Annotated in this window: 25 protein-coding genes; 12 read left to right on the top strand and 13 right to left on the bottom strand. The window is 44.4% G+C overall.

The window, feature by feature from the left end:
- Positions 1 to 15: 15 nt before the first annotated feature.
- The 11 genes from mgtE to ACRN9H_RS17385 form a co-directional block, all read right to left on the bottom strand.
- Positions 16 to 1,380 (bottom strand): magnesium transporter, encoded by a 1,365-nt coding sequence (gene mgtE / locus ACRN9H_RS17435; protein ID WP_432315425.1) that lies wholly within the window; start codon positions 1,378 to 1,380, stop codon positions 16 to 18.
- A gap of 253 nt (positions 1,381 to 1,633) precedes the next feature.
- Complete coding sequence (locus tag ACRN9H_RS17430) at positions 1,634 to 1,909, bottom strand: HPr family phosphocarrier protein (RefSeq protein WP_220772521.1); 276 nt, start codon at positions 1,907 to 1,909, stop codon at positions 1,634 to 1,636.
- Entirely contained in the window at positions 1,896 to 2,750 is an 855-nt protein-coding gene (gene rapZ, locus ACRN9H_RS17425) for an RNase adapter RapZ (protein ID WP_220772522.1), read from the bottom strand. The genes ACRN9H_RS17430 and rapZ overlap by 14 nt, the downstream gene beginning before the upstream one ends.
- On the bottom strand, positions 2,747 to 3,190 hold the full coding sequence (gene ptsN, locus ACRN9H_RS17420; protein WP_220772523.1) for a PTS IIA-like nitrogen regulatory protein PtsN: 444 nt from the start codon (positions 3,188 to 3,190) through the stop codon (positions 2,747 to 2,749). The genes rapZ and ptsN overlap by 4 nt, the downstream gene beginning before the upstream one ends.
- A 2-nt stretch (positions 3,191 to 3,192) precedes the next feature.
- Positions 3,193 to 3,480 carry a ribosome hibernation promoting factor gene (gene hpf, locus ACRN9H_RS17415; RefSeq protein ID WP_432315423.1) on the bottom strand — a complete coding sequence of 96 codons (288 nt, stop codon included), beginning with the start codon at positions 3,478 to 3,480 and terminating at the stop codon, positions 3,193 to 3,195.
- Between the two features lie 28 nt (positions 3,481 to 3,508).
- Complete coding sequence (locus ACRN9H_RS17410; RefSeq protein ID WP_432315421.1) at positions 3,509 to 4,987, bottom strand: RNA polymerase factor sigma-54; 1,479 nt, start codon at positions 4,985 to 4,987, stop codon at positions 3,509 to 3,511.
- A gap of 107 nt (positions 4,988 to 5,094) precedes the next feature.
- On the bottom strand, positions 5,095 to 5,826 hold the full coding sequence (gene lptB, locus ACRN9H_RS17405) for an LPS export ABC transporter ATP-binding protein (protein WP_432315419.1): 732 nt from the start codon (positions 5,824 to 5,826) through the stop codon (positions 5,095 to 5,097).
- Positions 5,823 to 6,377 carry a lipopolysaccharide transport periplasmic protein LptA gene (gene lptA / locus ACRN9H_RS17400; protein ID WP_432315417.1) on the bottom strand — a complete coding sequence of 185 codons (555 nt, stop codon included), beginning with the start codon at positions 6,375 to 6,377 and terminating at the stop codon, positions 5,823 to 5,825. Before lptA ends, lptB begins: the two co-directional genes overlap by 4 nt.
- Entirely contained in the window at positions 6,364 to 6,924 is a 561-nt protein-coding gene (gene lptC / locus ACRN9H_RS17395; RefSeq protein WP_432315415.1) for an LPS export ABC transporter periplasmic protein LptC, read from the bottom strand. The genes lptA and lptC overlap by 14 nt, the downstream gene beginning before the upstream one ends.
- Positions 6,921 to 7,472, bottom strand: a complete 552-nt coding sequence (gene kdsC, locus ACRN9H_RS17390; protein ID WP_432315414.1) for a 3-deoxy-manno-octulosonate-8-phosphatase KdsC — start codon at positions 7,470 to 7,472, stop codon at positions 6,921 to 6,923. The genes lptC and kdsC overlap by 4 nt, the downstream gene beginning before the upstream one ends.
- Complete coding sequence (locus ACRN9H_RS17385) at positions 7,472 to 8,449, bottom strand: KpsF/GutQ family sugar-phosphate isomerase (RefSeq protein ID WP_220772552.1); 978 nt, start codon at positions 8,447 to 8,449, stop codon at positions 7,472 to 7,474. The genes kdsC and ACRN9H_RS17385 overlap by 1 nt, the downstream gene beginning before the upstream one ends.
- A gap of 645 nt (positions 8,450 to 9,094) precedes the next feature.
- On the opposite strand from ACRN9H_RS17385, the gene mlaF reads away from it, so the two are divergent.
- Genes mlaF through murA form a run of 7 tightly spaced genes read left to right on the top strand, consistent with a single transcriptional unit; the run spans position 9,095 to position 13,727 of the window.
- Positions 9,095 to 9,913 carry a phospholipid ABC transporter ATP-binding protein MlaF gene (gene mlaF / locus ACRN9H_RS17380; protein ID WP_432315412.1) on the top strand — a complete coding sequence of 273 codons (819 nt, stop codon included), beginning with the start codon at positions 9,095 to 9,097 and terminating at the stop codon, positions 9,911 to 9,913.
- Positions 9,910 to 10,695, top strand: coding sequence for a lipid asymmetry maintenance ABC transporter permease subunit MlaE (gene mlaE / locus ACRN9H_RS17375; protein WP_432315410.1), 786 nt, complete (start codon positions 9,910 to 9,912; stop codon positions 10,693 to 10,695). Before mlaF ends, mlaE begins: the two co-directional genes overlap by 4 nt.
- A gap of 57 nt (positions 10,696 to 10,752) precedes the next feature.
- The gene (mlaD, locus tag ACRN9H_RS17370; protein WP_107881595.1) at positions 10,753 to 11,226 is read left to right on the top strand and encodes an outer membrane lipid asymmetry maintenance protein MlaD; all 474 of its coding nucleotides are present in this window, start codon (positions 10,753 to 10,755) and stop codon (positions 11,224 to 11,226) included.
- An 11-nt stretch (positions 11,227 to 11,237) separates the two neighbouring features.
- The gene (locus ACRN9H_RS17365) at positions 11,238 to 11,900 is read left to right on the top strand and encodes an MlaC/ttg2D family ABC transporter substrate-binding protein (RefSeq protein WP_432315409.1); all 663 of its coding nucleotides are present in this window, start codon (positions 11,238 to 11,240) and stop codon (positions 11,898 to 11,900) included.
- Complete coding sequence (locus ACRN9H_RS17360; RefSeq protein WP_432315408.1) at positions 11,897 to 12,181, top strand: STAS domain-containing protein; 285 nt, start codon at positions 11,897 to 11,899, stop codon at positions 12,179 to 12,181. The genes ACRN9H_RS17365 and ACRN9H_RS17360 overlap by 4 nt, the downstream gene beginning before the upstream one ends.
- Positions 12,182 to 12,200: 19 nt before the next feature.
- Positions 12,201 to 12,458, top strand: coding sequence for a BolA family protein (locus ACRN9H_RS17355; RefSeq protein WP_107881599.1), 258 nt, complete (start codon positions 12,201 to 12,203; stop codon positions 12,456 to 12,458).
- Between the two features lie 9 nt (positions 12,459 to 12,467).
- Positions 12,468 to 13,727: a UDP-N-acetylglucosamine 1-carboxyvinyltransferase gene (murA, locus tag ACRN9H_RS17350; RefSeq protein ID WP_432315406.1), complete on the top strand. Its 1,260-nt coding sequence runs from the start codon at positions 12,468 to 12,470 to the stop codon at positions 13,725 to 13,727.
- 110 nt (positions 13,728 to 13,837) lie between these two features.
- On the opposite strand, the gene degS is transcribed toward murA, so the two are convergent.
- A complete protein-coding gene (gene degS / locus ACRN9H_RS17345) occupies positions 13,838 to 14,920 on the bottom strand; it encodes an outer membrane-stress sensor serine endopeptidase DegS (RefSeq protein WP_432315404.1) in 1,083 nt (360 codons plus the stop codon).
- A 114-nt stretch (positions 14,921 to 15,034) separates the two neighbouring features.
- Positions 15,035 to 16,387 (bottom strand): Do family serine endopeptidase DegQ, encoded by a 1,353-nt coding sequence (gene degQ, locus ACRN9H_RS17340; protein WP_432315403.1) that lies wholly within the window; start codon positions 16,385 to 16,387, stop codon positions 15,035 to 15,037.
- Between the two features lie 418 nt (positions 16,388 to 16,805).
- Here degQ and zapE point away from each other — a divergent pair, with 418 nt between their 5' ends.
- The 5 genes from zapE (at position 16,806) to motX (ending at position 20,433) form a co-directional block, all read left to right on the top strand.
- Positions 16,806 to 17,918: a cell division protein ZapE gene (gene zapE / locus ACRN9H_RS17335; RefSeq protein ID WP_432315401.1), complete on the top strand. Its 1,113-nt coding sequence runs from the start codon at positions 16,806 to 16,808 to the stop codon at positions 17,916 to 17,918.
- Between the two features lie 290 nt (positions 17,919 to 18,208).
- Positions 18,209 to 18,637, top strand: a complete 429-nt coding sequence (gene rplM, locus ACRN9H_RS17330) for a 50S ribosomal protein L13 (protein WP_076502029.1) — start codon at positions 18,209 to 18,211, stop codon at positions 18,635 to 18,637.
- Between the two features lie 15 nt (positions 18,638 to 18,652).
- Positions 18,653 to 19,045, top strand: a complete 393-nt coding sequence (rpsI, locus tag ACRN9H_RS17325) for a 30S ribosomal protein S9 (RefSeq protein ID WP_220772536.1) — start codon at positions 18,653 to 18,655, stop codon at positions 19,043 to 19,045.
- A gap of 140 nt (positions 19,046 to 19,185) precedes the next feature.
- A complete protein-coding gene (locus tag ACRN9H_RS17320; protein ID WP_220772537.1) occupies positions 19,186 to 19,374 on the top strand; it encodes a DUF2065 domain-containing protein in 189 nt (62 codons plus the stop codon).
- 402 nt (positions 19,375 to 19,776) lie between these two features.
- Complete coding sequence (gene motX / locus ACRN9H_RS17315) at positions 19,777 to 20,433, top strand: flagellar protein MotX (protein WP_432315399.1); 657 nt, start codon at positions 19,777 to 19,779, stop codon at positions 20,431 to 20,433.
- Positions 20,434 to 20,452: the final 19 nt, after the last annotated feature.

The following is a 20,452-nucleotide window of genomic DNA, read 5'->3' as shown; positions in this document are numbered from 1 at the left end:
TTAAATATTAACGCATTAGTGCGTCAAGTAGATTGTTGCTAAACCAAGGAAGGCAAATAAACCCACTATATCGGTTACTGTGGCTAATACCATACCGCCAGCAAGCGCAGGATCGATTTTAAGTCGTTTTAATATCAATGGAATACTTGCGCCAGCAAGCCCCGCAATCGTCATATTAATCAACATGGCGCCGCCAATGAGCCCTGCGAGTGCGATATCATCTTTCCACACGAATACTGCGATAAAAACTAAGATTGACCACAGTAAGCCATTAAGAAATCCAATCGATAATTCTTTACCAATTAGCCAGCGTGCGTTGCTCTGGCCTATATGACCTAAGGCAATACCCCGGATCACTAATGCTAAGGTTTGGTTACCAGCAACGCCACCCATACTCGGGACAATCGTCATCAATACAGCGATAGTGGCAAATTGCTCAATAGTGCCTTCAAACATATTGCTGACTGACGAGGCGAGCAAGGCGGCGAACAAATTAATGGAGAGCCAGAGTGAGCGACGTAAGGTACTTTTAAGCACTGGGCCAAAAGTATCCTCATCATCGTCCATACCTGCCATACCCATCATCGAGTGTTCTGCATCTTCACGGATAACATCGACCACATCATCGATAGTGATACGTCCGAGCAGCTTGCCATCATTATCGACGACAGGCGCGGAGACCCAGTCATTACGTTCGAATTTTTTTGCCACCTCACTGTCAGACATACTGACCGGAATGCTCTCAATATCAGGATCCATAATATTGCGGATTGTTGTGTTTGGCGCGCAGGTGAGTAAATCTGCGAGTCTAACGCCGCCAAGAACTTTATCTTTTTTATCAACAACATAAAGTGTATCCGTGGTATCGGGCAAGTTGCCTCGTTGACGAAGATAACGTAGCACTACATCGATATTGACATCGGGTCTTAAGGTCACAGTATCTGTGTTCATTAAGCTGCCGGCGGTCTCATCGGGATAAGATAAGGCCTGTTCAACCCTATGACGGTTTTGTTCCGTCATTGATTGCAACACTTGTTTATAAACGGCGTCGGGTAGACTACGTAAAACATAGGCAAGGTCATCGGTGTCCATACTTGCGGTTGCTTTTGCTACTCGTTCAGGACTCATGCTGCGGATCAGTGGATCTTTTAGCTCTTCGCTCAATTCATCGAGTATGTCGCCTATGTGTTCTTGATCGATCAATTGCCATAGTACTTGTCTAACATCTGGCGGCGATGATTCTAAAATTAGCGCAATATCGGAGGCGGCCATTTTCTGTAGCATGTTACGCACATGCACAAACATACCACTACTTAATGCTTGGTTTAACTGGTCAAGACTATGTCCGGGGTGATCGTTTTCGGTATTGTCTACGGGCATTTGTCCTCCATTGTGCGGCAACTAGGGTTGAGTGTGTAACAGCTTGAGCTTGGCTTAGTGACGATTTGTTCTTGCATAGAATATGCGGGTTTGCATGAACTAAGGCGCATAAAGAGTGGCTTAAATTATGGGGCAGCGGCAATGTTCGCTAGTGTAAAGTCCCTTAGCTTATGCCGTCGAGCGACAAATCTGATGCAGTGTCTAAAAAGTCAATTTCTGACACCAACTGTGGAGTGATCAAGATAAAGTAAAACTAACTGGCTTCGTCAAACTTAGCGTCGATTAAGGCGCAAATGGCATCTAGAGCAGGCTGTGCATCTGGGCCTTCAGCAATCAGTTTAATGGTTTTACCCATACCAGTCTCAAGCATCAATAAGCCGAGCACGCTGGCAGCCGATGCCTGTTTATTGCCTTGGATCAAGGTAATCACCGCATTAAACTCAGATGCCAGTACCACCAATTTAGTGGCGGCACGGGCATGTAATCCGAGTTTATTGCAGATGGTTATCTCACGCTCAAGCTTTGGCATTATTCAGCTCTCGATGGCGCGCATAAACTTGGTGTTTACTATTGCTAAAGCGTTTAGCTAATTGCTCTGCAACGTAAACCGATCGGTGCTGTCCGCCAGTACAACCAATGGCCACAGTTAAGTAGCTGCGGTTGTTACGCTCAAGGTGTGGCAACCAAGTTTCGAGTAAATTCTCGATTTGCCAGATGAGTTTATTAACCAGTGGTTGACGATTCAAAAACTCAGCCACGGGTTCATCTAAGCCTGTTAGTGGGCGCAGCGCTAATTCCCAATGAGGGTTAGGTAAGAAGCGCACATCAAACATAAAGTCTGCTTCTGTTGGCATACCATGTTTAAACCCAAAGGATTCAAAGTTAATCACTAATTCTTTATCGACACTGCCAAGCAGGATTTGCCTCACTTGGTCGCTCAAATCATAAATATTCAGATTTGAAGTATCTATGTAGTGATCGACCAGTTGTGACATCGGCTCGAGCAGTTTACCTTCTTGTTTTATTGCTTCTTGCAATGAAACTTGGCTCTTGGATAAAGGATGAAGGCGACGGGTTTCGCTGTAACGCTTGAGCAAAACTTTATCGCTAGAGTTAAGAAAGAAACTCGTTAGTTCTGTGCCTGGTGGCAGACTTTCGAGCTGTTTAGTCAATATTTTATCTTGCTCAGGCAGGTTACGTACGTCGACACTGATGGCGACGAGATCGTTACTGCCTTTAAGCTGATCAAGTAACGCACCGATTAGCGGTAGCGGAAGATTATCAACGCAATAATAGCCGAGATCTTCGAGTACTCTAAGGGCGACGGATTTACCTGAACCTGAGCGGCCTGACACTATGACCAGTTTCATCCCGTGATTACCTGATAGAGTTCTGCTTCATCATGTGTCTTGCGTAATTGTTTCAATATTTGCTTATCACTCAGTTTTTCGGCCATGCAAGACAAGGTGCTTAAGTGCTGCTGACATTGGTCAGCAGGCACCAGTAATGCAAATAAAATATCAACCGGTTGCTTATCAATAGCATCAAATGCAATTGGCTCTTCGCACTTAATAAGTACGGCAATGGGCTTATCTATATCGGCTAATCGACCATGTGGAATGGCGATACCGTTACCTATACCTGTGCTCCCCACCTTTTCGCGCGCCACTAGGCTTTCGAATATCTCTTGAGATGAGAGGGTCGGGTACTGGGCAGCGACTAGGTCGCTGATGAGTTCCAGTACTTTTTTTTTGCTGCCCGGAGTGGCGCAGGTCGTGCACTCCGGCCGCAGTATGCTACAAAGTTCCATTATTAGTGTTTTGTTAACTTCTCTTTGTGTTTAATAACCTGACGATCAAGTTTGTCTATCAGGGCGTCTATAGCTGCATACATATCAGTATGCTCGGCAGTAGCAAATACTTCACCACCGATGAGGTTTATCCTCGCTTCAGCAATTTGTTTTATTTTCTCAACATTGAGCACAACGTGCACATTATTGATCTGTTCGAAATGGCGTTCAAGTTTTGAAAACTTTTCTTCTACATATGCGCGTAACGATTCGGTAATTTCAATATGGTGCCCAACTAGGTGTATGTGCATAGAAACGTCCTCCGATATTCACTGTAGGTTATAAACTCTTACGCTGATTAGAAGGGGGAATAAGCATGGCTTCTCGATATTTCGCAATGGTTCTGCGTGCTACATTTATTCCCTGTTCTGCCAGAAGTTGTGCCATCTTACTGTCACTTAATGGTTTTTTCTGATTTTCTGCTGCAACCAGTTTTTTAATAAAGGCTCTGATTGCCGTTGATGAACATTCACCACCATCATCCGTACCAACATGGCTAGAGAAGAAGTATTTTAGTTCAAAAAGCCCCTTTGGGGTATGCATGTATTTTTGGGTGGTCACCCGCGAGATGGTGGACTCATGCATCTCGACTGCTTCGGCAATATCGTTAAGTACCATAGGTTTCATCGCTTCTTCACCATATTCAAAGAAGCCTTGTTGGTATTGGACAATACAGTTCGCCACTTTCAGCAGGGTATCGTTGCGACTTTCTAAACTTTTAATAAACCATTTAGCCTCTTGCAGATGCCCACGAATAAATTGGCTGTCGGCTTGGTTTTTAGAGCTGCGCGCCATAGAGGCATAATGTTGATTTACATTGATTTTAGGCATGTTATCAGGGTTAAGTTCAACGACCCAGCGGCCATTTTTCTTTGACACTGATACATCGGGAATAACATATTCGTCCTCGTTGGGGGTAATCAATAAACCCGGGCGAGGATTAAGAGTTTGGATGAGCGTTATGCCGTCTCTTAACTCATCTTCTTTGAGCTTAGTCTTACGCATCAATAATCTAAAGTCACGTGCCGCAATGAGATCTAAATGATCTTTAATCAGCATGCGGGCGTTATCAAGATGGGGCGTATCGGGCGCAAAGTGTGACAGTTGGATCAGCAGGCATTCGCTTAAATCTCTGGCGGCAACACCTATTGGGTCGAAATGTTGAATACGTTTAAGCACGGCTTCGACTTCGTCAAGTTCGACCTCTGGGTTACCTATAGCTTCCAGAATTTCTTCAGTGCTTTGAGTGAGATAACCTTGATCGTTTATTGCTTCGATAATGGCGGTCGCAATGGCTAAATCGGTTTCAGAAAAGGGGGTGAGATTTTTTTGCCATTCTAAGTGCTCATATAAACCGTCGCTAGTCTCACCTTGAAAGGGCATATCGTCTTCGCGACTCCCACCTGGACCTGAGTTAGGTGACGCGGTAAATACTTCATCCCAAGTCGTGTCCATGGGAAGATCGTCCGGCATGGATTCTTGAGTTAAAGATTCTGCGGTGTCGACGGTAGAGCTGTCTTTTTCTGGTGGCGGAGCGACGGATTCACTGAAATCGGTATCCGATAGCGTTTGGTTTACAGGGTCTTTAGTTGCGTCGAATTGATCCTCTTCCAGCTCGAGAAGGGGATTAGAATCTAAGGCTTGCTGGATCTCTTGCTGCAGTTCTAATGACGATAGTTGCAACAGACGAATTGCCTGCTGTAATTGTGGCGTCATGGTTAACTGTTGACCCAGTTTGAGCTGGAGTGACGCTTTCATGTTACCGCAGATCCCTAAGTTATTATTGTTAGATGGGGTCGCTGATTACCCTCTTGAGTCGAGCCGGATGGTGGTATAATTAACGACCATCGACTCCCTTTGGTTAACTATAGCCTGAATTGTTCACCTAAGTACACAGCCCTAACCTGCTGATTGTCTAAGATCTCTGCCGGAGTTCCTTCTGCGATTAGGTTTCCGTGACTGACAATATAGGCATGTTCACACACATCTAATGTCTCGCGAACATTGTGGTCGGTAATTAGTACACCAAGGCCACGACTTTTAAGCTGCTCAATAATTTTCTTGATGTCGATAACTGAAATCGGATCGACGCCAGCAAAAGGTTCATCAAGTAAAATGAACTTAGGATTAGCTGCTAAAGCCCGTGCAATTTCTACACGGCGACGCTCGCCACCAGACAACGACATACCTTGGCTGTCACGTATATGGGTGATATGGAACTCTTCAAGCAGATGTTCTAATTCTTCATCTCTTTGTTCTTTCGTTAATTCTTTGCGAGTTTGTAGTACAGCCATAATGTTGTCATGTACGCTCAGCTTACGAAAGATACTGGCTTCCTGCGGTAAGTAACCAATGCCTTTGCGGGCACGTAAGTGCATAGGGTCAGCGGTTAAATCATGATCATCGATAAAAATATGTCCTTTATCGCTCTTTACCAACCCGACAACCATGTAAAAGGTCGTGGTTTTACCGGCTCCGTTTGGGCCGAGTAGACCAACAACTTGACCGGTTTTTACCGTCAAACTGACATCTTTAACGACTTGGCGGCTCTTATAACTTTTCGCTAAGTTTTGTGCTCTTAGAGTGATCTGTGTCATTGAGGATCCTGCTTTTTAACAGGTTTATCAGTTGGCGTATTAGGCTTTACATCATCTTGATAGCTTTCTGGCTGAATAATTGTGATCACGCGATCGTCACCGCTGCCAGTACTTTCGGCAATTAATTTTTGTTGGATAATATTGTAGCGGATCAAATTTCCTCGGACTTGGCTACCCGCCTGATCTAATGAAGCTAACCCTTTGAGGGTGAGAGTACGGCTTGCCATGTCATAACGAATTTCTTTCGCGCTCGCCGATGCCGGGCGGCCATCATCGAGGATTTGGGTATAAGTAGCTGGATTACCAGTGGCCACTAACGTTTTGCTATTTTCACCTTCAGCAGAAAATGCACGCAGTTCATCTGCAATAATTTTGATTGAGCCTTGAGTGACTTCAACTGGACCAAAGAAGATAATTTGGTTGTTCTTGATATCTGCCGTTTGGCTCACTGCCTTAATTTTGACTTCCTGTTTCAAGTCACTCACTTTCGCGAAGGCGCTCATGCTCATCATTAGCATGAGGCTGGCAAGTAATACGTTATTTTGCTTCATATGTTCCTACTACCTGACTGGTCAATCGCACTTCTTGTGCATTGAGGTCGGCAAAAAGGCCTTGGCCTTGAATATTAAAATCTTTTCCTGTGACGTAAATAGTGCGGTCAGAGGTCATTATCATCGTATTGAGATCGAGTTCCAGATAACTGGTGGACAAGGTTTGAATGGGTTCTTCTGAGCTAATAGCATCAATAATAACATTATTCTCTAATACCACCTTGCCGGTTTCTTTGTTGAGCTTGCCTTCATCAGCCTTGAGTTGCCATTGTGCTTTACCTTGGTCGGGATAGACAAGATAAACAGGTTGAGTAAAGAAAGTTTGATTCGTAGAATCAAAATGTTCCATATGTTTTGCAGTAACACGACTGTTGACGAATCCTTGTTCATTAAACTCGACGCTGCGTAGATCTTTCACGACAAAATCTGGCGTGTTTTGATCTTTTACCTTATTGTCGGCATCATTGTTATGCTTATTTTGCACTTGCCAATACAGCACCAGTGCAGTACCGAAAAAAGCAATAATCGCCAGCGTCACACGGCTCATATACTCATACCATGGGCAGACGTGAACTTATTTTGACTTAGCAGTAACAGGTCGGTGAGCTCACGCAATGCCCCATGTCCGCCATTGAGTGTGGTAACAAAGTGAGCGTGCTGACGGACATAAGGATGACCATCGGCAACACTAACGGCTAAACCCACCACGTTCATGACGGGCAAATCGACCATATCGTCACCAATGTAAGCCACCTCATCAGGCGTCACGCCATAAAGCGCGAGTAATTCCTCATAGGGGGCAAATTTATTATCTACACCTTGGTAAATATGGGTAACGCCAAGCGCTGTCATACGGTTTTCAACGATTTTAGATTGGCGTCCAGTAATGACCGCAAGATGAAAACCGCTGGTGAGCAGTGAGCGCACGCCATAACCGTCGCGGGTATGAAAAGCTTTTAGTTCTTCACCGCTATTACTTAAGTAAATGCGCCCATCAGAAAACACGCCATCGACGTCACAAATCAACAGTTTAATCTTTTGTGCGCGTTGCCACACATCATCACTGATGGGGCCGTAAAATCCTTGCTGTGGCATTAAATGACTCCTGCTTTAACCATGTCTAACATGTTAAGTGCACCAATAGGATGGCGATCTTTATCTATCACAATCAAACCGTTAATATTTTTCGAATCCATTATTTGCAGTGCTTTAGCCGCCAATATGTTATCCATAATGGTAACGCAGTTACGGGTCATTACATCGGCAATGGGTGTTGTTCGTAGATTCACTTCAGCATCAATGACCCGACGCAAATCACCGTCGGTGAAGATACCGACAAGCTTGCGCTGATCATCAATAATCGCTGTCATGCCTAAGCCTTTCTTGGAGATTTCGTACAGGGCTTCTGTGATGCAAATATCGTGGTTGACGAGCGGTAAGTCATCACCGCTGTGCATTACATCATTGACCTTTAAGAGTAATTTACGGCCAAGTGCACCACCGGGATGGGACATCGCAAAGTCATCACGGGTAAAACCTTTGGCTTGTAACAATGCAATCGCGATGGCATCACCCATAACTAAGGTTGCCGTGGTGCTTGACGTTGGGGCGAGTCCTAGTGGGCAAGCTTCTTCAGGTACTCCAATGCACAAATGGACTTTTGATAAGCGCGCCATGTTGGACTCTGGCTTACTTGTTATAGCAATCACAGGTACACCCATACGCTGGATCACGGGCATTAAGGTGAGAATTTCGCTCGACTCACCTGAGTTTGATATGGCTAAAATAACATCATTATCCGCTAATACGCCAAGGTCGCCATGGCTAGCCTCACCGGGATGGACGAAAAATGCTGGCGTACCAGTGCTGGCAAGGGTGGCAGAAATCTTATTACCGATATGGCCTGATTTGCCCATCCCCATCACAATGACTTTACCGGTGCAGTTGAAAATTAACTCGCAAGCTTCTGCAAATTCAACTGAATCTACATATTGATAAAGATTGTCTAGGGCTGACTTTTCAATGTCGATAACTTTGCAGCCCCATTGGCGCAGTTGTGATTTATCTACCATGTCTATCTCTCTTTTTGCATTGTCTTTGTCGCCCCATTTATGGGATTGGAATAGCACAATTTGGTACGCGATAAAGATGATATTTAGTTGGCGTTCTGCCAAGTATTCTTTTGTTTTCAGGCTATTTAGCGACTGTTTTATGACGATGATTTATCTCAAAGCGTAAAACAATTGCGGCAGGCTAGGGCGATTGAGCTTATTCGTCAAGTTAAGCGCTATCCGCTACTCATTCAGAATAACGGGTATCGCGATAGTCCGTCTTGAGCAATATCATCGTCTTTGTGGTTTATTTTAATGGATTTATACGACATCACGGCGGGTATTATCCCATTGGATGTTGCTAAATTGACACTTAAGTCGCGGCGTATCCGTATTTAAAATTGGATGAGGAGCGAGCTAAGTGCAAATGAAATAACCAATACAGCCAATTCTGCAACTAGATTTAAAACATTAAGTAACATTTAACCGGTGCAGAGTGAAAACTTAAGGCGCATTTTCGCTGTAAATGAGGCAAATTGAAAGTATCGCAGGCCGATAGTGTCGATTCGGTTGTAGGTTAAAGCGCAATTACGTACAATTTGCGGCTCTTTGTTTGGTCTGTCTCGGAAGATTGGGATTGCCTCTTTGCAAATGTCGGAATCAAGCATGACTCAAAAACAAACGCCGTTGGTTGAGATCCGTAACTTGGGGTTTAGCCGCGGTCAGCGCGTAATATTTGAAGATATTAGCCTGTCCATTCCTCGGGGCAAGGTGACGGCGATTATGGGCCCCAGTGGTATAGGCAAAACGACACTGCTGAAATTAATCGGCGGTCAATTAACGCCAGACCATGGGCAAGTGTTATTCGACGGCCACGATATCCATGGCGTGAGTCGCAATGAGTTATTTCAATTACGTAAGCGTATGAGCATGCTGTTTCAAAGCGGCGCGCTGTTTACCGATATCAATGTGTTCGATAACGTCGCATTTGCGTTACGTGAACATTCAGGGCTACCAGAGGATATCATTCGCACCATAGTGTTGATGAAACTCGAAGCTGTGGGTTTGCGTGGCGCCGCGCAGATGATGCCAAGCGAATTATCCGGTGGTATGCAGCGCCGTGCCGCATTGGCCAGAGCCATCGCACTGGAACCTGAAATGGTGCTGTACGATGAACCATTTGCAGGTCAAGACCCAATATCAATGGGCGTATTAGTGAAGCTTATTCGTGAGTTATCCGATGCGCTCAATCTTACCTCTGTTGTGGTATCCCACGATGTGGATGAAGTGCTTGGCATTGCCGATTATGTGTACGTGGTAGCCGATAAAAAAGTCATCGCCCACGGCACGCCAGAAGAATTAAAGCACGCCGATAATCCGCAATTGAAACAGTTTATTCAAGGCGCACCAGACGGCCCTGTGCCATTTCATTATCCGGCCAGGGATTACCAACAAGAATTGTTAGCAAAAGGAGTTGGCAAGTGAAGTTAATCGACAGTATTGCTGACTTGGGCCGTAGCGCCATTGAGTTTGTACTTGGTTTTGGTCGTGCTGGAGTAATGTTATGGGGCGCTATTTTTCGCTGGCCACGTGTGCGTAAAGGTTTTCCATTATTAGTACGGCAGATTTATGTGGTCGGCGTGCAATCTATGGTGATCATTTTAGTGTCTGGGCTGTTTATCGGCATGGTGCTTGCGCTACAAGGCTACAATATCTTAGTAGGCTTTGGCACTGAAGAAAGCTTAGGCCCTATGGTCGCGCTCAGTTTACTGCGTGAGTTAGGGCCAGTCGTGACTGCGTTATTATTTGCAGGACGGGCGGGTTCTGCATTAACCGCTGAAATTGGGTTAATGAAAAGTACTGAGCAGCTCTCGAGCTTAGAGATGATGGCTATCGACCCATTAAGGCAGATTATTGCACCGCGCTTTTGGGCTGGGGTTATTAGTATGCCATTGCTGGCATTGATGTTTACCGCAGTCGGTATTTACGGTGGTCACATTGTTGGCGTGGAATGGAAGGGCATCGACAGTGGGGCATTTTGGTCGATTCTGCAGGCGTCGGTCGAATGGCGTCAGGACATAGTTAACTGCTTGATCAAGAGTGGTGTGTTTGCCGTAGTGGTTACTTGGATTGCGTTATATCGCGGTTATCAAGTGATCCCTAATCCGGAAGGCATCAGCCGAGCAACGACGCAGACGGTAGTTCAGTCGAGCCTTGCTGTATTGGCATTGGATTTTTTACTGACAGCCCTGATGTTTGGCCGCTAATAAATTATCGCGGATTTCGACACAGGATTTGATGGATTAACAGAGTGGTAGCTAAGCATGTTGACACGGAAAATTGAATTATTAGTGGGTGTGTTTCTTTTAACCGGACTGGCCGCTTTTTTGGTCTTAGTCTTTAATGTCGCCAATATTGAAGTTAAAAGCAGTGACAGCACCTATACCATAAAAGCTAATTTCACCAATATTGGTGGCTTAAAGGTGCGTTCGCCCGTCAAGGTCGGTGGTGTGGTGGTTGGCCGAGTCAGTAGTATTGATTTAGATCCGGTTAAGTTAGTCGCTGTCGTCACAGTAGTGATGGATAAGCGTTACGATAAATTCCCAGAAACCAGTAGTTTAGCTATTTTAACTTCGGGTTTGTTGGGTGAGCAATTCTTAGGGTTAACACCCGGTTTTGTTGATGATGATGTCAGTATGCTAAAAGATGGCGATAAAATTGACGACACTCGTTCAGCATTGGTATTGGAAGAGCTGATTGGTCAGTTCTTATATAGTATGGGTTCGAAGGATAAATAGGGGTTACCGCTATGTTTAACATCTTATCTCGCTTTTTATTGCCGCTAGTGATGGTTTTAGGGACAACAAGTGCTATCGCCGCTGATGTGGTTGTGGACACCAAAGATCCCTATGCCATGGTAAAAGCCGTTGCAAATAAAACCTTTGATCGTTTTCATAAAGATAAAGCGCTTATCGATGCCGACTCTGATCATTTAAAGGTTATTGTTCGTGAAGAATTAATGCCTTATATCGATTATAAATATGCTTCTTACAAGGTATTAGGCCAATATCTTAAGGATTCAACCGAAGATCAACGCAATCGTTTCGTTGATGCTTTTGAAGGTTATTTAGTCTCTACCTATGCCCAAGCTTTTACTGAATACACCAATCAAAAAGTGGAGTTTTCACCGGGGATAGATTTCAGCCAAGAGAAAATAGTCGATGTAAATGTACAGATCATTGAAGCCGGTCGTCCGCCGATTAAATTACTATTTAAGGCACGCCGCTTGAAAGATGACACATGGAAAGCGTTTGATTTAGTTGCCGAAGGGGTAAGTTTACTGTCTTCTAAACAATCTGAAATTTCAAATCTTATTCGCCAGCAGGGTATCGATCCTGTGATTAAGATGCTTGACGAACGCACGAAAGAAAAAGTCGTCATCAAGGCTAAATCAGGGAAGTCGCAGTCGTGATTGAGTTTGTGCAACAAGGCACAGTTTGTCATCTCAAAGGGCGTCTAACCCAAGCTGATGTCATTACATTATGGCCACAGCGGCAGCAATTACTGAGTGATGCGATACAGACGTTATCTTTGTCTGAGCTTCAATACAGTGACAGCGCTGGCATAGCCTTTTTACTGGCGCTTGTGCGTGAACATAGCCGCCAGCTTGAATTGAATTTAGCGTCTCCCCAGCTGAAAAAGTTAATTGATTTATATGATTTACATGCCTTCTTTACCGAAGAAGCGCATTAAAAATAAGGTGAAAGATGTCATGGAATGCAGCTTAATAGAACAAATTTTACGTGATGCGTTAGGACTCGAAGAAGTCCACGCTAGCTCGGATGGTAGCCATTATAAAGTGATCGCCGTAGGTGAGTGCTTCGATGGGATGAGTCGAGTTAAACAGCAACAAGCCATTTATGCACCGTTGACGGCACACATTGCCAACGGTGAATTACATGCATTAACGATTAAAGCTTTCACGCCGACTCAATGGAAACGCGAAAAAGTTTTCAACATGCCTAGCTAGTGAGGAAAAGTGGATAAACTAACAATTAAGGCAAGCCCTCCGCTTGCCGGTGACGTGATCATTTCTGGTGCTAAAAATGCGGCTTTGCCTATTTTAATGGCCGGCGTATTGGCTGAAACCGATTTTGTGGTTTCTAACGTGCCCAATCTGCGCGATGTCAGTACTAGCTGTAAATTATTACGTTGCCTCGGCGCTGAAGTGACTGAACTTGGCGACGGACAAATCCGTATTTCAACGACTAATTTGAATGAGTTCTGTGCTCCTTACGATTTGGTCAAAACGATGCGCGCTTCTATCTTGATCTTAGGGCCATTATTGGCGCGTTATGGGACTGCTGACGTCTCATTGCCGGGAGGCTGCGCCATTGGGGCAAGACCGGTGAATTTGCACTTGCATGGCCTTGAGATGATGGGTGCTAAGATTGAAGTGAAAGAAGGTTATATCAAAGCTCGTGTTGATGGACGTCTTAAAGGCGCTCATATTTTTATGGACATGGTCAGCGTTGGTGCAACTGAAAACTTACTGATGGCCGCGGCATTAGCCGATGGCGAAACCGTGATTGAAAATGCGGCTCGTGAGCCTGAAGTGATCGATCTGGCCAATTGCTTAATTGCAATGGGCGCCAAAATTACCGGTATAGGCAGTGCGACACTGCGTATTCAAGGGGTTGAGCGGTTACAGGGCTGTCATTATCGCGTTATGCCAGATCGTATCGAAACGGGGTCATTTCTGGTTGCTGCCGCTGTGACCCGCGGTCGTATTCGTTGCTTAAAAGCCGATCCTGCTTCACTTGAGTCGGTTATCGCTAAGCTTGAAGATGCGGGCGCGACGATTACTACGGGTGAAGATTGGATTGAGCTTGATATGCAGGGTAAACGTCCTAAAGCCGTAAATATCAAAACGGCGCCTTATCCTGGCTTTCCTACCGATATGCAAGCGCAGTTTTGTGTGCTCAATGCCTTAGCGCAAGGCACTGCTACGATTACTGAGACCATCTTTGAAAACCGCTTTATGCATGTACCTGAGCTTATTCGTATGGGCGCGACTATGGAGCTTGAAGGTAACACCTGCATTATCCATGGGATTGAATCTTTAAGTGGTGCTCAGGTGATGGCGACGGATTTACGTGCATCAGCAAGTCTAGTGATTGCGGGCTTAGTCGCAGATGGACAAACTATTGTAGATCGTATCTATCATTTAGATCGTGGCTATGAACATATTGAAAATAAGTTTCAGGGTTTAGGCGCTGAGGTTGTGCGCATTCAGTGATAGTGACTGGTTTAGCCCTTCAATATTGAAATCTCGACATATTAAAAAACCAGCTAAAGGCTGGTTTTTTTGTCTGCATTTGGTTTTGCTATGCAATAATGGGCGCCACTCTAGTTATCGACCACAACCTTTTCATCGATAATGACAGGTAATTCCTGTTGCTTACCTTGGCGTATTACAGTCATCATCACTTTTTTGCCTGGTGTGGTTTCTGCAATACGATCCATCAGCATTTCTACGCCGGGTACATCTTCACCATCGTATTTAATAATGACATCCCTTGGCATCAGCAGCGCGCGTGCTGCTGGGCCATTAGGATCGACACCTGTGATGAGTACGCCTTTGAGATCGGGCAGATTCAGTATTTGCGCCACCACAGGATTGATCGGTTCACCAGAAATGCCTAATGCACCACGGATCACACGGCCATTTTTAATCAACTTATTCATAATACTGTGGGCTAACTTAATCGGGATAGCGAAGTTTATTCCGTGACCGCCGCCTTCTTCACCCACTTGGAATGCCGCGGTATTAATACCGATAAGGCTACCGTTAGTGTCTATGAGCGCGCCGCCTGAGTTACCCGCATTAATTGCAGCATCGGTTTGCAGGAAATCTAAATAACCTGAACTTAAGCCGTTTCGGCCGGTAGCACTGATAATACCTTGGGTGATGGTTTGGCCTAAGTTATAGGGATTACCAATAGCGAGCACGACATCACCGACTTGAGGCGGGCTTTCAAGGTTGACTGGCACAATCGGTAAATTGTCACCCTCAATTTTGAGTACGGATAAATCAGTCTCAGGATCAAAACCTACCACTTCTGAGGTAAATTTACGGCCATCTTGTAGGGCAACAACAATCTCATCAGCTTTTTTAATGACATGATAATTAGTAAGAATATAGCCTTCTTTACTCATGATCACACCAGAACCTAGGCCTTGCAGTGATCCCGAATTAAGTGGGCGAGTTTGATCTATGCTGAGGCTATAAATATTTACTACAGCAGGTGCTGCTCGGCGTACCGCCTTGGCAAAAGACAGTTCAACAGTGTTGTTGGCACGGGTTTGTAGCAGATTATTTCCCAATGATGGGTTATCGAAATAACGAGTCACCAATAAAAATATAGCCGCCATGATAAGACCGAAGAGGGTAGCTTTACCGAGATATAACAGAGTGTCTTTTATCGTCATGGCAGGATGGATCTTAAAAAAGGTGAGTTAGATTAACATGTTTAATCTATGTAAGCATAGGGAGGCTAGGCTCCCTATGCTTATCTTAGGCTGAAAATGTGGTCAATGTAGGAATTAACGTAATACTAAATACAGCATGCTCTTATCACGCATAATCTTCAGTGCTACCGCCCCTTCTTGATCTTTTAGCATAGCTTTAAGTGCTTTAAGATCTTTAATTGCAGTGCGGTTAATACCAACAATGATATCGCCTTTTTGTAAGCCACTCATGGCAGCGGGAGAACCTTGAGCAACCTCAGTAATTTCAACCCCCTTAGAGGAGTTTTCTAAGGAAGCCCCTTGCAGCATAGGATGCACAGCGCCTGCTGCTGACTCTGTACTTTGGCTAGCTTCGCCTAATGTGACCTTAACCGTTTTCTTATCACCATCGCGAATAATGCCTAATTCAACTTTGGCACCTGCGCCCATAGTGGCGACTTTGGCTCGTAGTTCTTGGAAGGACTTAATGCCACGACCATCGATACTAACGATAATATCACCCGCTTTAATCCCCGCTTTTTCTGCTGCGCTGCCCGCAGTGACTTCATTAACGAAACCACCGTGCTGAGTATCTAAGCCAAAACCTTGTGCGAGTTGGCTATCAAGGTCGCGTCCCGAAATACCGAGTACACCACGGCGAACTTCACCATGCTCAGCAATTTGCGCGACTAAACTTTTCACCATATTGGCTGGAATAGCAAAACCAATACCAACGTTACCACCGCCTGGCGCCACAATTGCCGTGTTAATACCAATTAACTCGCCGTTTAAGTTAACGAGTGCACCACCGGAGTTACCACTGTTAATCGCAGCATCGGTTTGAATAAAATTCTCTAGCATTTCAATGCCTAAGCCGCTACGACCTAACGCGCTGACAATACCGGATGTAACTGTTTGGCCTAAACCGAAGGGGTTACCAATGGCAACGGCAAAGTCACCAACCCGTAGCTCATCAGAGTTGGAGGATTTTATTGCGACCAGATTTTTGGCCTCAATTTGCAGTAATGCAATATCAGACTCTGAGTCAGTACCAATTAATTTAGCTTTTACTTCACGACCGTCGTTTAGGCCGACTTGAATATCATCTGCCCCATCAATCACATGGTTGTTCGTGACAATATAGCCTTTTTCCGCATCAATAATCACACCTGAGCCTAAGCCTCTAAAAGGACGCTCCTGTACTTGCTCTTGTGGCGCATTAGGGCCGAAGAAGTAACGAAACACATCAGGTACTCTCTGTTTAGAAACATGAGTGCCAGTGACGGCAACAGACACTACAGCTGGAGTTGTGCGCTCAAGCATGGGCGCAAGACTTGGCATCGATTGCCCCTCAACCGTCTGAGGAATCGCAGCTTGTGAAACAACAGGCATCATAGTCAGGGTTGCGGCTAACATTGCGGCTGAAAGTACAGATAATTTTGTTTTCATCTATTCATAACTCCAAGTAATGGTTAATCGATCCGGATGTAATGTATTAACAATTTTACGAGCGCCAGATCAAATCTGTATAGGCTCCTTGCCTCGATAGCTATTCTGACACGCACCTTATTGAAAAAGTTCATTAATATTAAAAAATGTTAATTTTTGATTGGCTATTTCTACGGTTTTATTAGCGGTGTAATATCAAACATGGGGGTGTTCACCCGTTATTCAAGTTAAAGTTTATTTCGTTCACAATAAACTGAAATGATTTACAGCATAGTTCTTTGAACACAATTTACTCGCTTTTTATGCTACTGAGCTCGTTTTTTACCTGAATTGCATTTTGTATTGATATATCCTGCGCCACATTGGCCGTGTTAATATTGCGTTAGTTTTAATAACTGACATATAAGAGAATCAAAACGTGCCTCAGTTAAGCCCTTGGCAACATTACCAAAAAGATCTCACCCGTGATGGTTTTTCCCATGATCCGGCTCAAGAAATTGCAGTTAAAGCTTTACAACGCGTTTTTGAAGATTTAACGACATCGGCAGCGCCCAGTTCTGGTCTTGGAAAATTGTTTGCGGCTATGGGGATTAAATCAGCACCAGCAGCACCGAAAGGGCTCTATCTTTGGGGCGGTGTTGGCCGTGGTAAAACATATCTGATGGATACGTTTTTTGATGCTTTACCTGGCGATAAAAAATTGCGCGCGCATTTTCATCGTTTCATGCATCAATTACATCATGATTTGGATGAATTAAAAGGTGTACGCGATCCTTTGTTAGTCATCGCAAAAAAAATGGCGGCTAAATATACCGTTATCTGTTTTGATGAATTTTTTGTCTCAGATATTACCGATGCGATGCTATTGGGTACGCTGTTTCAAGCGTTATTTAAAGAAGGTGTTGTGCTCGTTGCAACGTCCAACATTATTCCCGATGATCTCTATAAAAATGGATTACAGCGGGTGCGTTTTTTACCTGCGATAGCCTTAATTAATCAACATTGTGAAGTACTCAATGTGGATTCTGGCATCGATTATCGACTACGCACCCTTGAGCAAGCGGAGATTTATCATCATCCGTTAGATGCACAAGCCGATGCTAATCTTATGCGTTATTTCAGCCAGTTAGCGCCTGAGTCTGAGGTACTTACCGCAGACATCGAAATAGATGGACGCAACATTGGTATTCGTCAGCAAGCACAAGGCGTACTATTGGTTGATTTTAGAGCGTTGTGCGACGGTCCTCGTAGCCAGCGCGATTATATGGAATTGGCACGGCAGTACCATACAGTGCTCGTCAGTGGCGTCGAACAAATGGGCGCATTTTTAACGGGAGACGATATTGCCAGACGCTTTCTAGCAATGGTAGATGAGTTTTATGAGCGTAATGTGAAGTTGATTATATCTGCCCAAGTGCCACTTGAAGATATCTACGCAGATGGCCTATTAAACTTTGAATTTAAGCGTTGTTGCTCACGTTTGATTGAAATGCAATCCCACGATTATTTAAAAACAGAGCACCTTCCTTAACGGTCCAACGTCAGCATTTTGCTTTAGTGCTTGTAGTAAATCACCTACAACGGCTTAATCGTTAGATTGCTAGCTGTTATAGGGTGATGTTTTATTGTTTTTATCAAAATATCAGGTGATTTTTAACTCAGCTTTGTCTATACTCCGCAGCCTGCCCACGTTACTCCGCCAATTGGGCGGAAGTTGTAAGCCGAAGTCAGTGCTCGAAGGGGTGCTAAAAGGCAATTTTGTGTTGTTTGCAAACGCAGATAACATGTGAGACAGAAAATTAACTTTGGGTTTTTGTAATAATGAAGACTTTTACTGCTACACCAGAAACCGTAACTCGTGACTGGTTCGTCGTTGATGCAGACGGCAAAACTTTAGGTCGTATCGCAACTGAAATCGCTATCCGTTTACGCGGTAAGCATAAGCCAGAATACACGCCACACGTTGATACCGGTGATTATATCATCGTTGTTAATGCTCAAAAAGTGACTGTGACTGGTAACAAAGCGAAAGGCAAAACGTACTACTCGCATTCAGGCTTCCCTGGTGGCATTAAGCAAATCAGCTTTGAAAAGCTGCAAGCGCAAAAGCCAGAAATGATCATCGAGAAAGCAGTTAAGGGTATGTTACCAAAAGGTCCTCTGGGCCGTGCCATGTTCCGTAAACTAAAAGTTTACGCTGGCGCAGAACATAACCACACTGCACAACAACCTCAAGTTCTTGATATCTAAACGGGATTTAAGCAAATGGCTGCAACTCAGTATTACGGCACTGGCCGTCGAAAAACATCTACTGCTCGCGTATTCGCTAAAGCAGGAAGTGGCAACATCGTTGTAAACCAACGTCCTTTGGATCAGTATTTTGGTCGTGAAACTGCTCGTATGGTTGTTCGTCAACCATTAGAGTTAGTTGAAATGACTGATAAGCTGGACATCTATGTAACTGTTAAAGGCGGTGGTACCACTGGCCAAGCAGGCGCAATCCGTCACGGTATTACCCGTGCTCTGATGCAATTAGATGAAGCTCTGCGTCCATCACTACGTTCTGCTGGTTTCGTTACCCGTGACGCTCGTAAAGTTGAGCGTAAGAAAGTGGGTCTACGTAAAGCACGTCGTAAGCCACAATTCTCTAAGCGTTAATTCGTCTTTGGAATATCAAAAAACCCAGCTTTGCTGGGTTTTTTATTGGTTAAAATTAATGATGAGACCGTTAGGCTCTCGTAATTAAATGTGCTGATATACTCTTTTTTTGGTATTCAACGATTCAGTTTGGGGTAAGTATGACCTTGCAAGTTTTTATGCTGGCGGTGGCATTAGTGCTGATTTTGGAAGGGGTTGGACCATTGTTATTCCCTAATAAATGGCGGTACTATTTAAATGAATTGTCCCATCAACATCAGCATATTATTCAGCGGTTTGGTGGCGTGTTGGTGACAATTGGCATCGTCATATTTGTGGTTTTTGTATAAAAAATCCATGGTAAAGAAGATGTAATATCACTGGCCTCGGCCTTGAATTCGCTATTATATCGCTGCGCTCTGCACGTCTAAGTTGTAGATTACGAGCACATATTATAGATACGCCTGCAATGGCTGATTATCAGCAGAGTCAGCGTGTTTATATGGCAGAAATTGCTGTATGCTGAACAACGACATACTGATCGTTATTACTCATATCAAACGTCCTGAGGTTATTTAGAAACACCAATAGACTTATCGATATTGGGTCTTATTGTAGCTCCCCTCTGATTTTAGTGAATCCGCTCAATTAAGGCCGTGTTTCTAGCCTTTTCTACAAATATATACGCTTTTCTCTGTTTAATTCAACGGTTAGAAATCCAGCTCAAACTCAAGAAATAGGTTATACTGCCGATGTATGTATTCATTCTATTGTCATTGAGAGTTGTTATGCTACGTACTGCACTGATCGCGCTATTATCTTTAATCTCTTCAATGTGCTTTGCACAAACGGAGGCGGTGGATATTTATAGCCAAGATCAATTGCTTGATTTGATCCGTAGCAATCAATACTTAGCAAAAGTGAAACATGATGATTGCCAGCTAGTCCAAGACATTGAGGCGCGAGCCCAAGTCTTAAAACAGCCTTTATATCAGTTTCTATGGGGCGAAATGCTCAACCATGGAACCTGTGTAAAAGCTAACCCTGCAAAGGGTATTGCTTTGTTACGTGACTCGGCCGAACAAGGTAGCTCAGAAGCGATGTTAAAGCTTGCCGAGTATTATCAGAGTGGGAAATTTGTCATCCGCAATAAAGAAAGGGCAGTACATTATTTACTGCCTGCGGCTGCAAGTGGTGATTTACCCGCTCGTATGACGTTAGTGCGTTTATTCAGTGAAGGTTATGGTAGCCCTCGGGATTACGAGATGGCCTATCACTGGTTATATAACGATGTATTTACAGACGAGGCGACGCAGAAAAAAGCCTTGTCTTTACTGAAGGCGTTAGCAGCTAAAATGCCCCCCAGTGCAGTGGCGCGGGCCCAGCAAGAACAGCTGCGAAGCCGTTAAGTTGTCTCTCAATCTAGAG

This window comes from Shewanella sp. MF08487, from assembly GCF_050848685.1.
GTDB classification, from domain to species: domain Bacteria; phylum Pseudomonadota; class Gammaproteobacteria; order Enterobacterales; family Shewanellaceae; genus Shewanella; species Shewanella glacialipiscicola.
Note: the sequence above shows the minus strand (reverse complement) of the source record. Positions and strands in the feature narration are given on the sequence as shown.

Excerpts from the sequence above, each read along its gene's own strand:
- mgtE (WP_432315425.1), bottom strand. The coding sequence starts at position 1,380 with ATGCCCGTAGACAATACCGAAAACGATCACCCCGGACATAGTCTTGAC.
- ACRN9H_RS17430 (WP_220772521.1), bottom strand. The coding sequence starts at position 1,909 with ATGCCAAAGCTTGAGCGTGAGATAACCATCTGCAATAAACTCGGATTA.
- rapZ (WP_220772522.1), bottom strand. The coding sequence starts at position 2,750 with ATGAAACTGGTCATAGTGTCAGGCCGCTCAGGTTCAGGTAAATCCGTC.
- ptsN (WP_220772523.1), bottom strand. The coding sequence starts at position 3,190 with ATGGAACTTTGTAGCATACTGCGGCCGGAGTGCACGACCTGCGCCACT.
- hpf (WP_432315423.1), bottom strand. The coding sequence starts at position 3,480 with ATGCACATACACCTAGTTGGGCACCATATTGAAATTACCGAATCGTTA.
- ACRN9H_RS17410 (WP_432315421.1), bottom strand. The coding sequence starts at position 4,987 with ATGAAAGCGTCACTCCAGCTCAAACTGGGTCAACAGTTAACCATGACG.
- lptB (WP_432315419.1), bottom strand. The coding sequence starts at position 5,826 with ATGACACAGATCACTCTAAGAGCACAAAACTTAGCGAAAAGTTATAAG.
- lptA (WP_432315417.1), bottom strand. The coding sequence starts at position 6,377 with ATGAAGCAAAATAACGTATTACTTGCCAGCCTCATGCTAATGATGAGC.
- lptC (WP_432315415.1), bottom strand. The coding sequence starts at position 6,924 with ATGAGCCGTGTGACGCTGGCGATTATTGCTTTTTTCGGTACTGCACTG.
- kdsC (WP_432315414.1), bottom strand. The coding sequence starts at position 7,472 with ATGCCACAGCAAGGATTTTACGGCCCCATCAGTGATGATGTGTGGCAA.
- ACRN9H_RS17385 (WP_220772552.1), bottom strand. The coding sequence starts at position 8,449 with ATGGTAGATAAATCACAACTGCGCCAATGGGGCTGCAAAGTTATCGAC.
- mlaF (WP_432315412.1), top strand. The coding sequence starts at position 9,095 with ATGACTCAAAAACAAACGCCGTTGGTTGAGATCCGTAACTTGGGGTTT.
- mlaD (WP_107881595.1), top strand. The coding sequence starts at position 10,753 with ATGTTGACACGGAAAATTGAATTATTAGTGGGTGTGTTTCTTTTAACC.
- ACRN9H_RS17365 (WP_432315409.1), top strand. The coding sequence starts at position 11,238 with ATGTTTAACATCTTATCTCGCTTTTTATTGCCGCTAGTGATGGTTTTA.
- ACRN9H_RS17355 (WP_107881599.1), top strand. The coding sequence starts at position 12,201 with ATGGAATGCAGCTTAATAGAACAAATTTTACGTGATGCGTTAGGACTC.
- degS (WP_432315404.1), bottom strand. The coding sequence starts at position 14,920 with ATGACGATAAAAGACACTCTGTTATATCTCGGTAAAGCTACCCTCTTC.
- degQ (WP_432315403.1), bottom strand. The coding sequence starts at position 16,387 with ATGAAAACAAAATTATCTGTACTTTCAGCCGCAATGTTAGCCGCAACC.
- rplM (WP_076502029.1), top strand. The coding sequence starts at position 18,209 with ATGAAGACTTTTACTGCTACACCAGAAACCGTAACTCGTGACTGGTTC.
- rpsI (WP_220772536.1), top strand. The coding sequence starts at position 18,653 with ATGGCTGCAACTCAGTATTACGGCACTGGCCGTCGAAAAACATCTACT.
- ACRN9H_RS17320 (WP_220772537.1), top strand. The coding sequence starts at position 19,186 with ATGACCTTGCAAGTTTTTATGCTGGCGGTGGCATTAGTGCTGATTTTG.
- motX (WP_432315399.1), top strand. The coding sequence starts at position 19,777 with ATGTATGTATTCATTCTATTGTCATTGAGAGTTGTTATGCTACGTACT.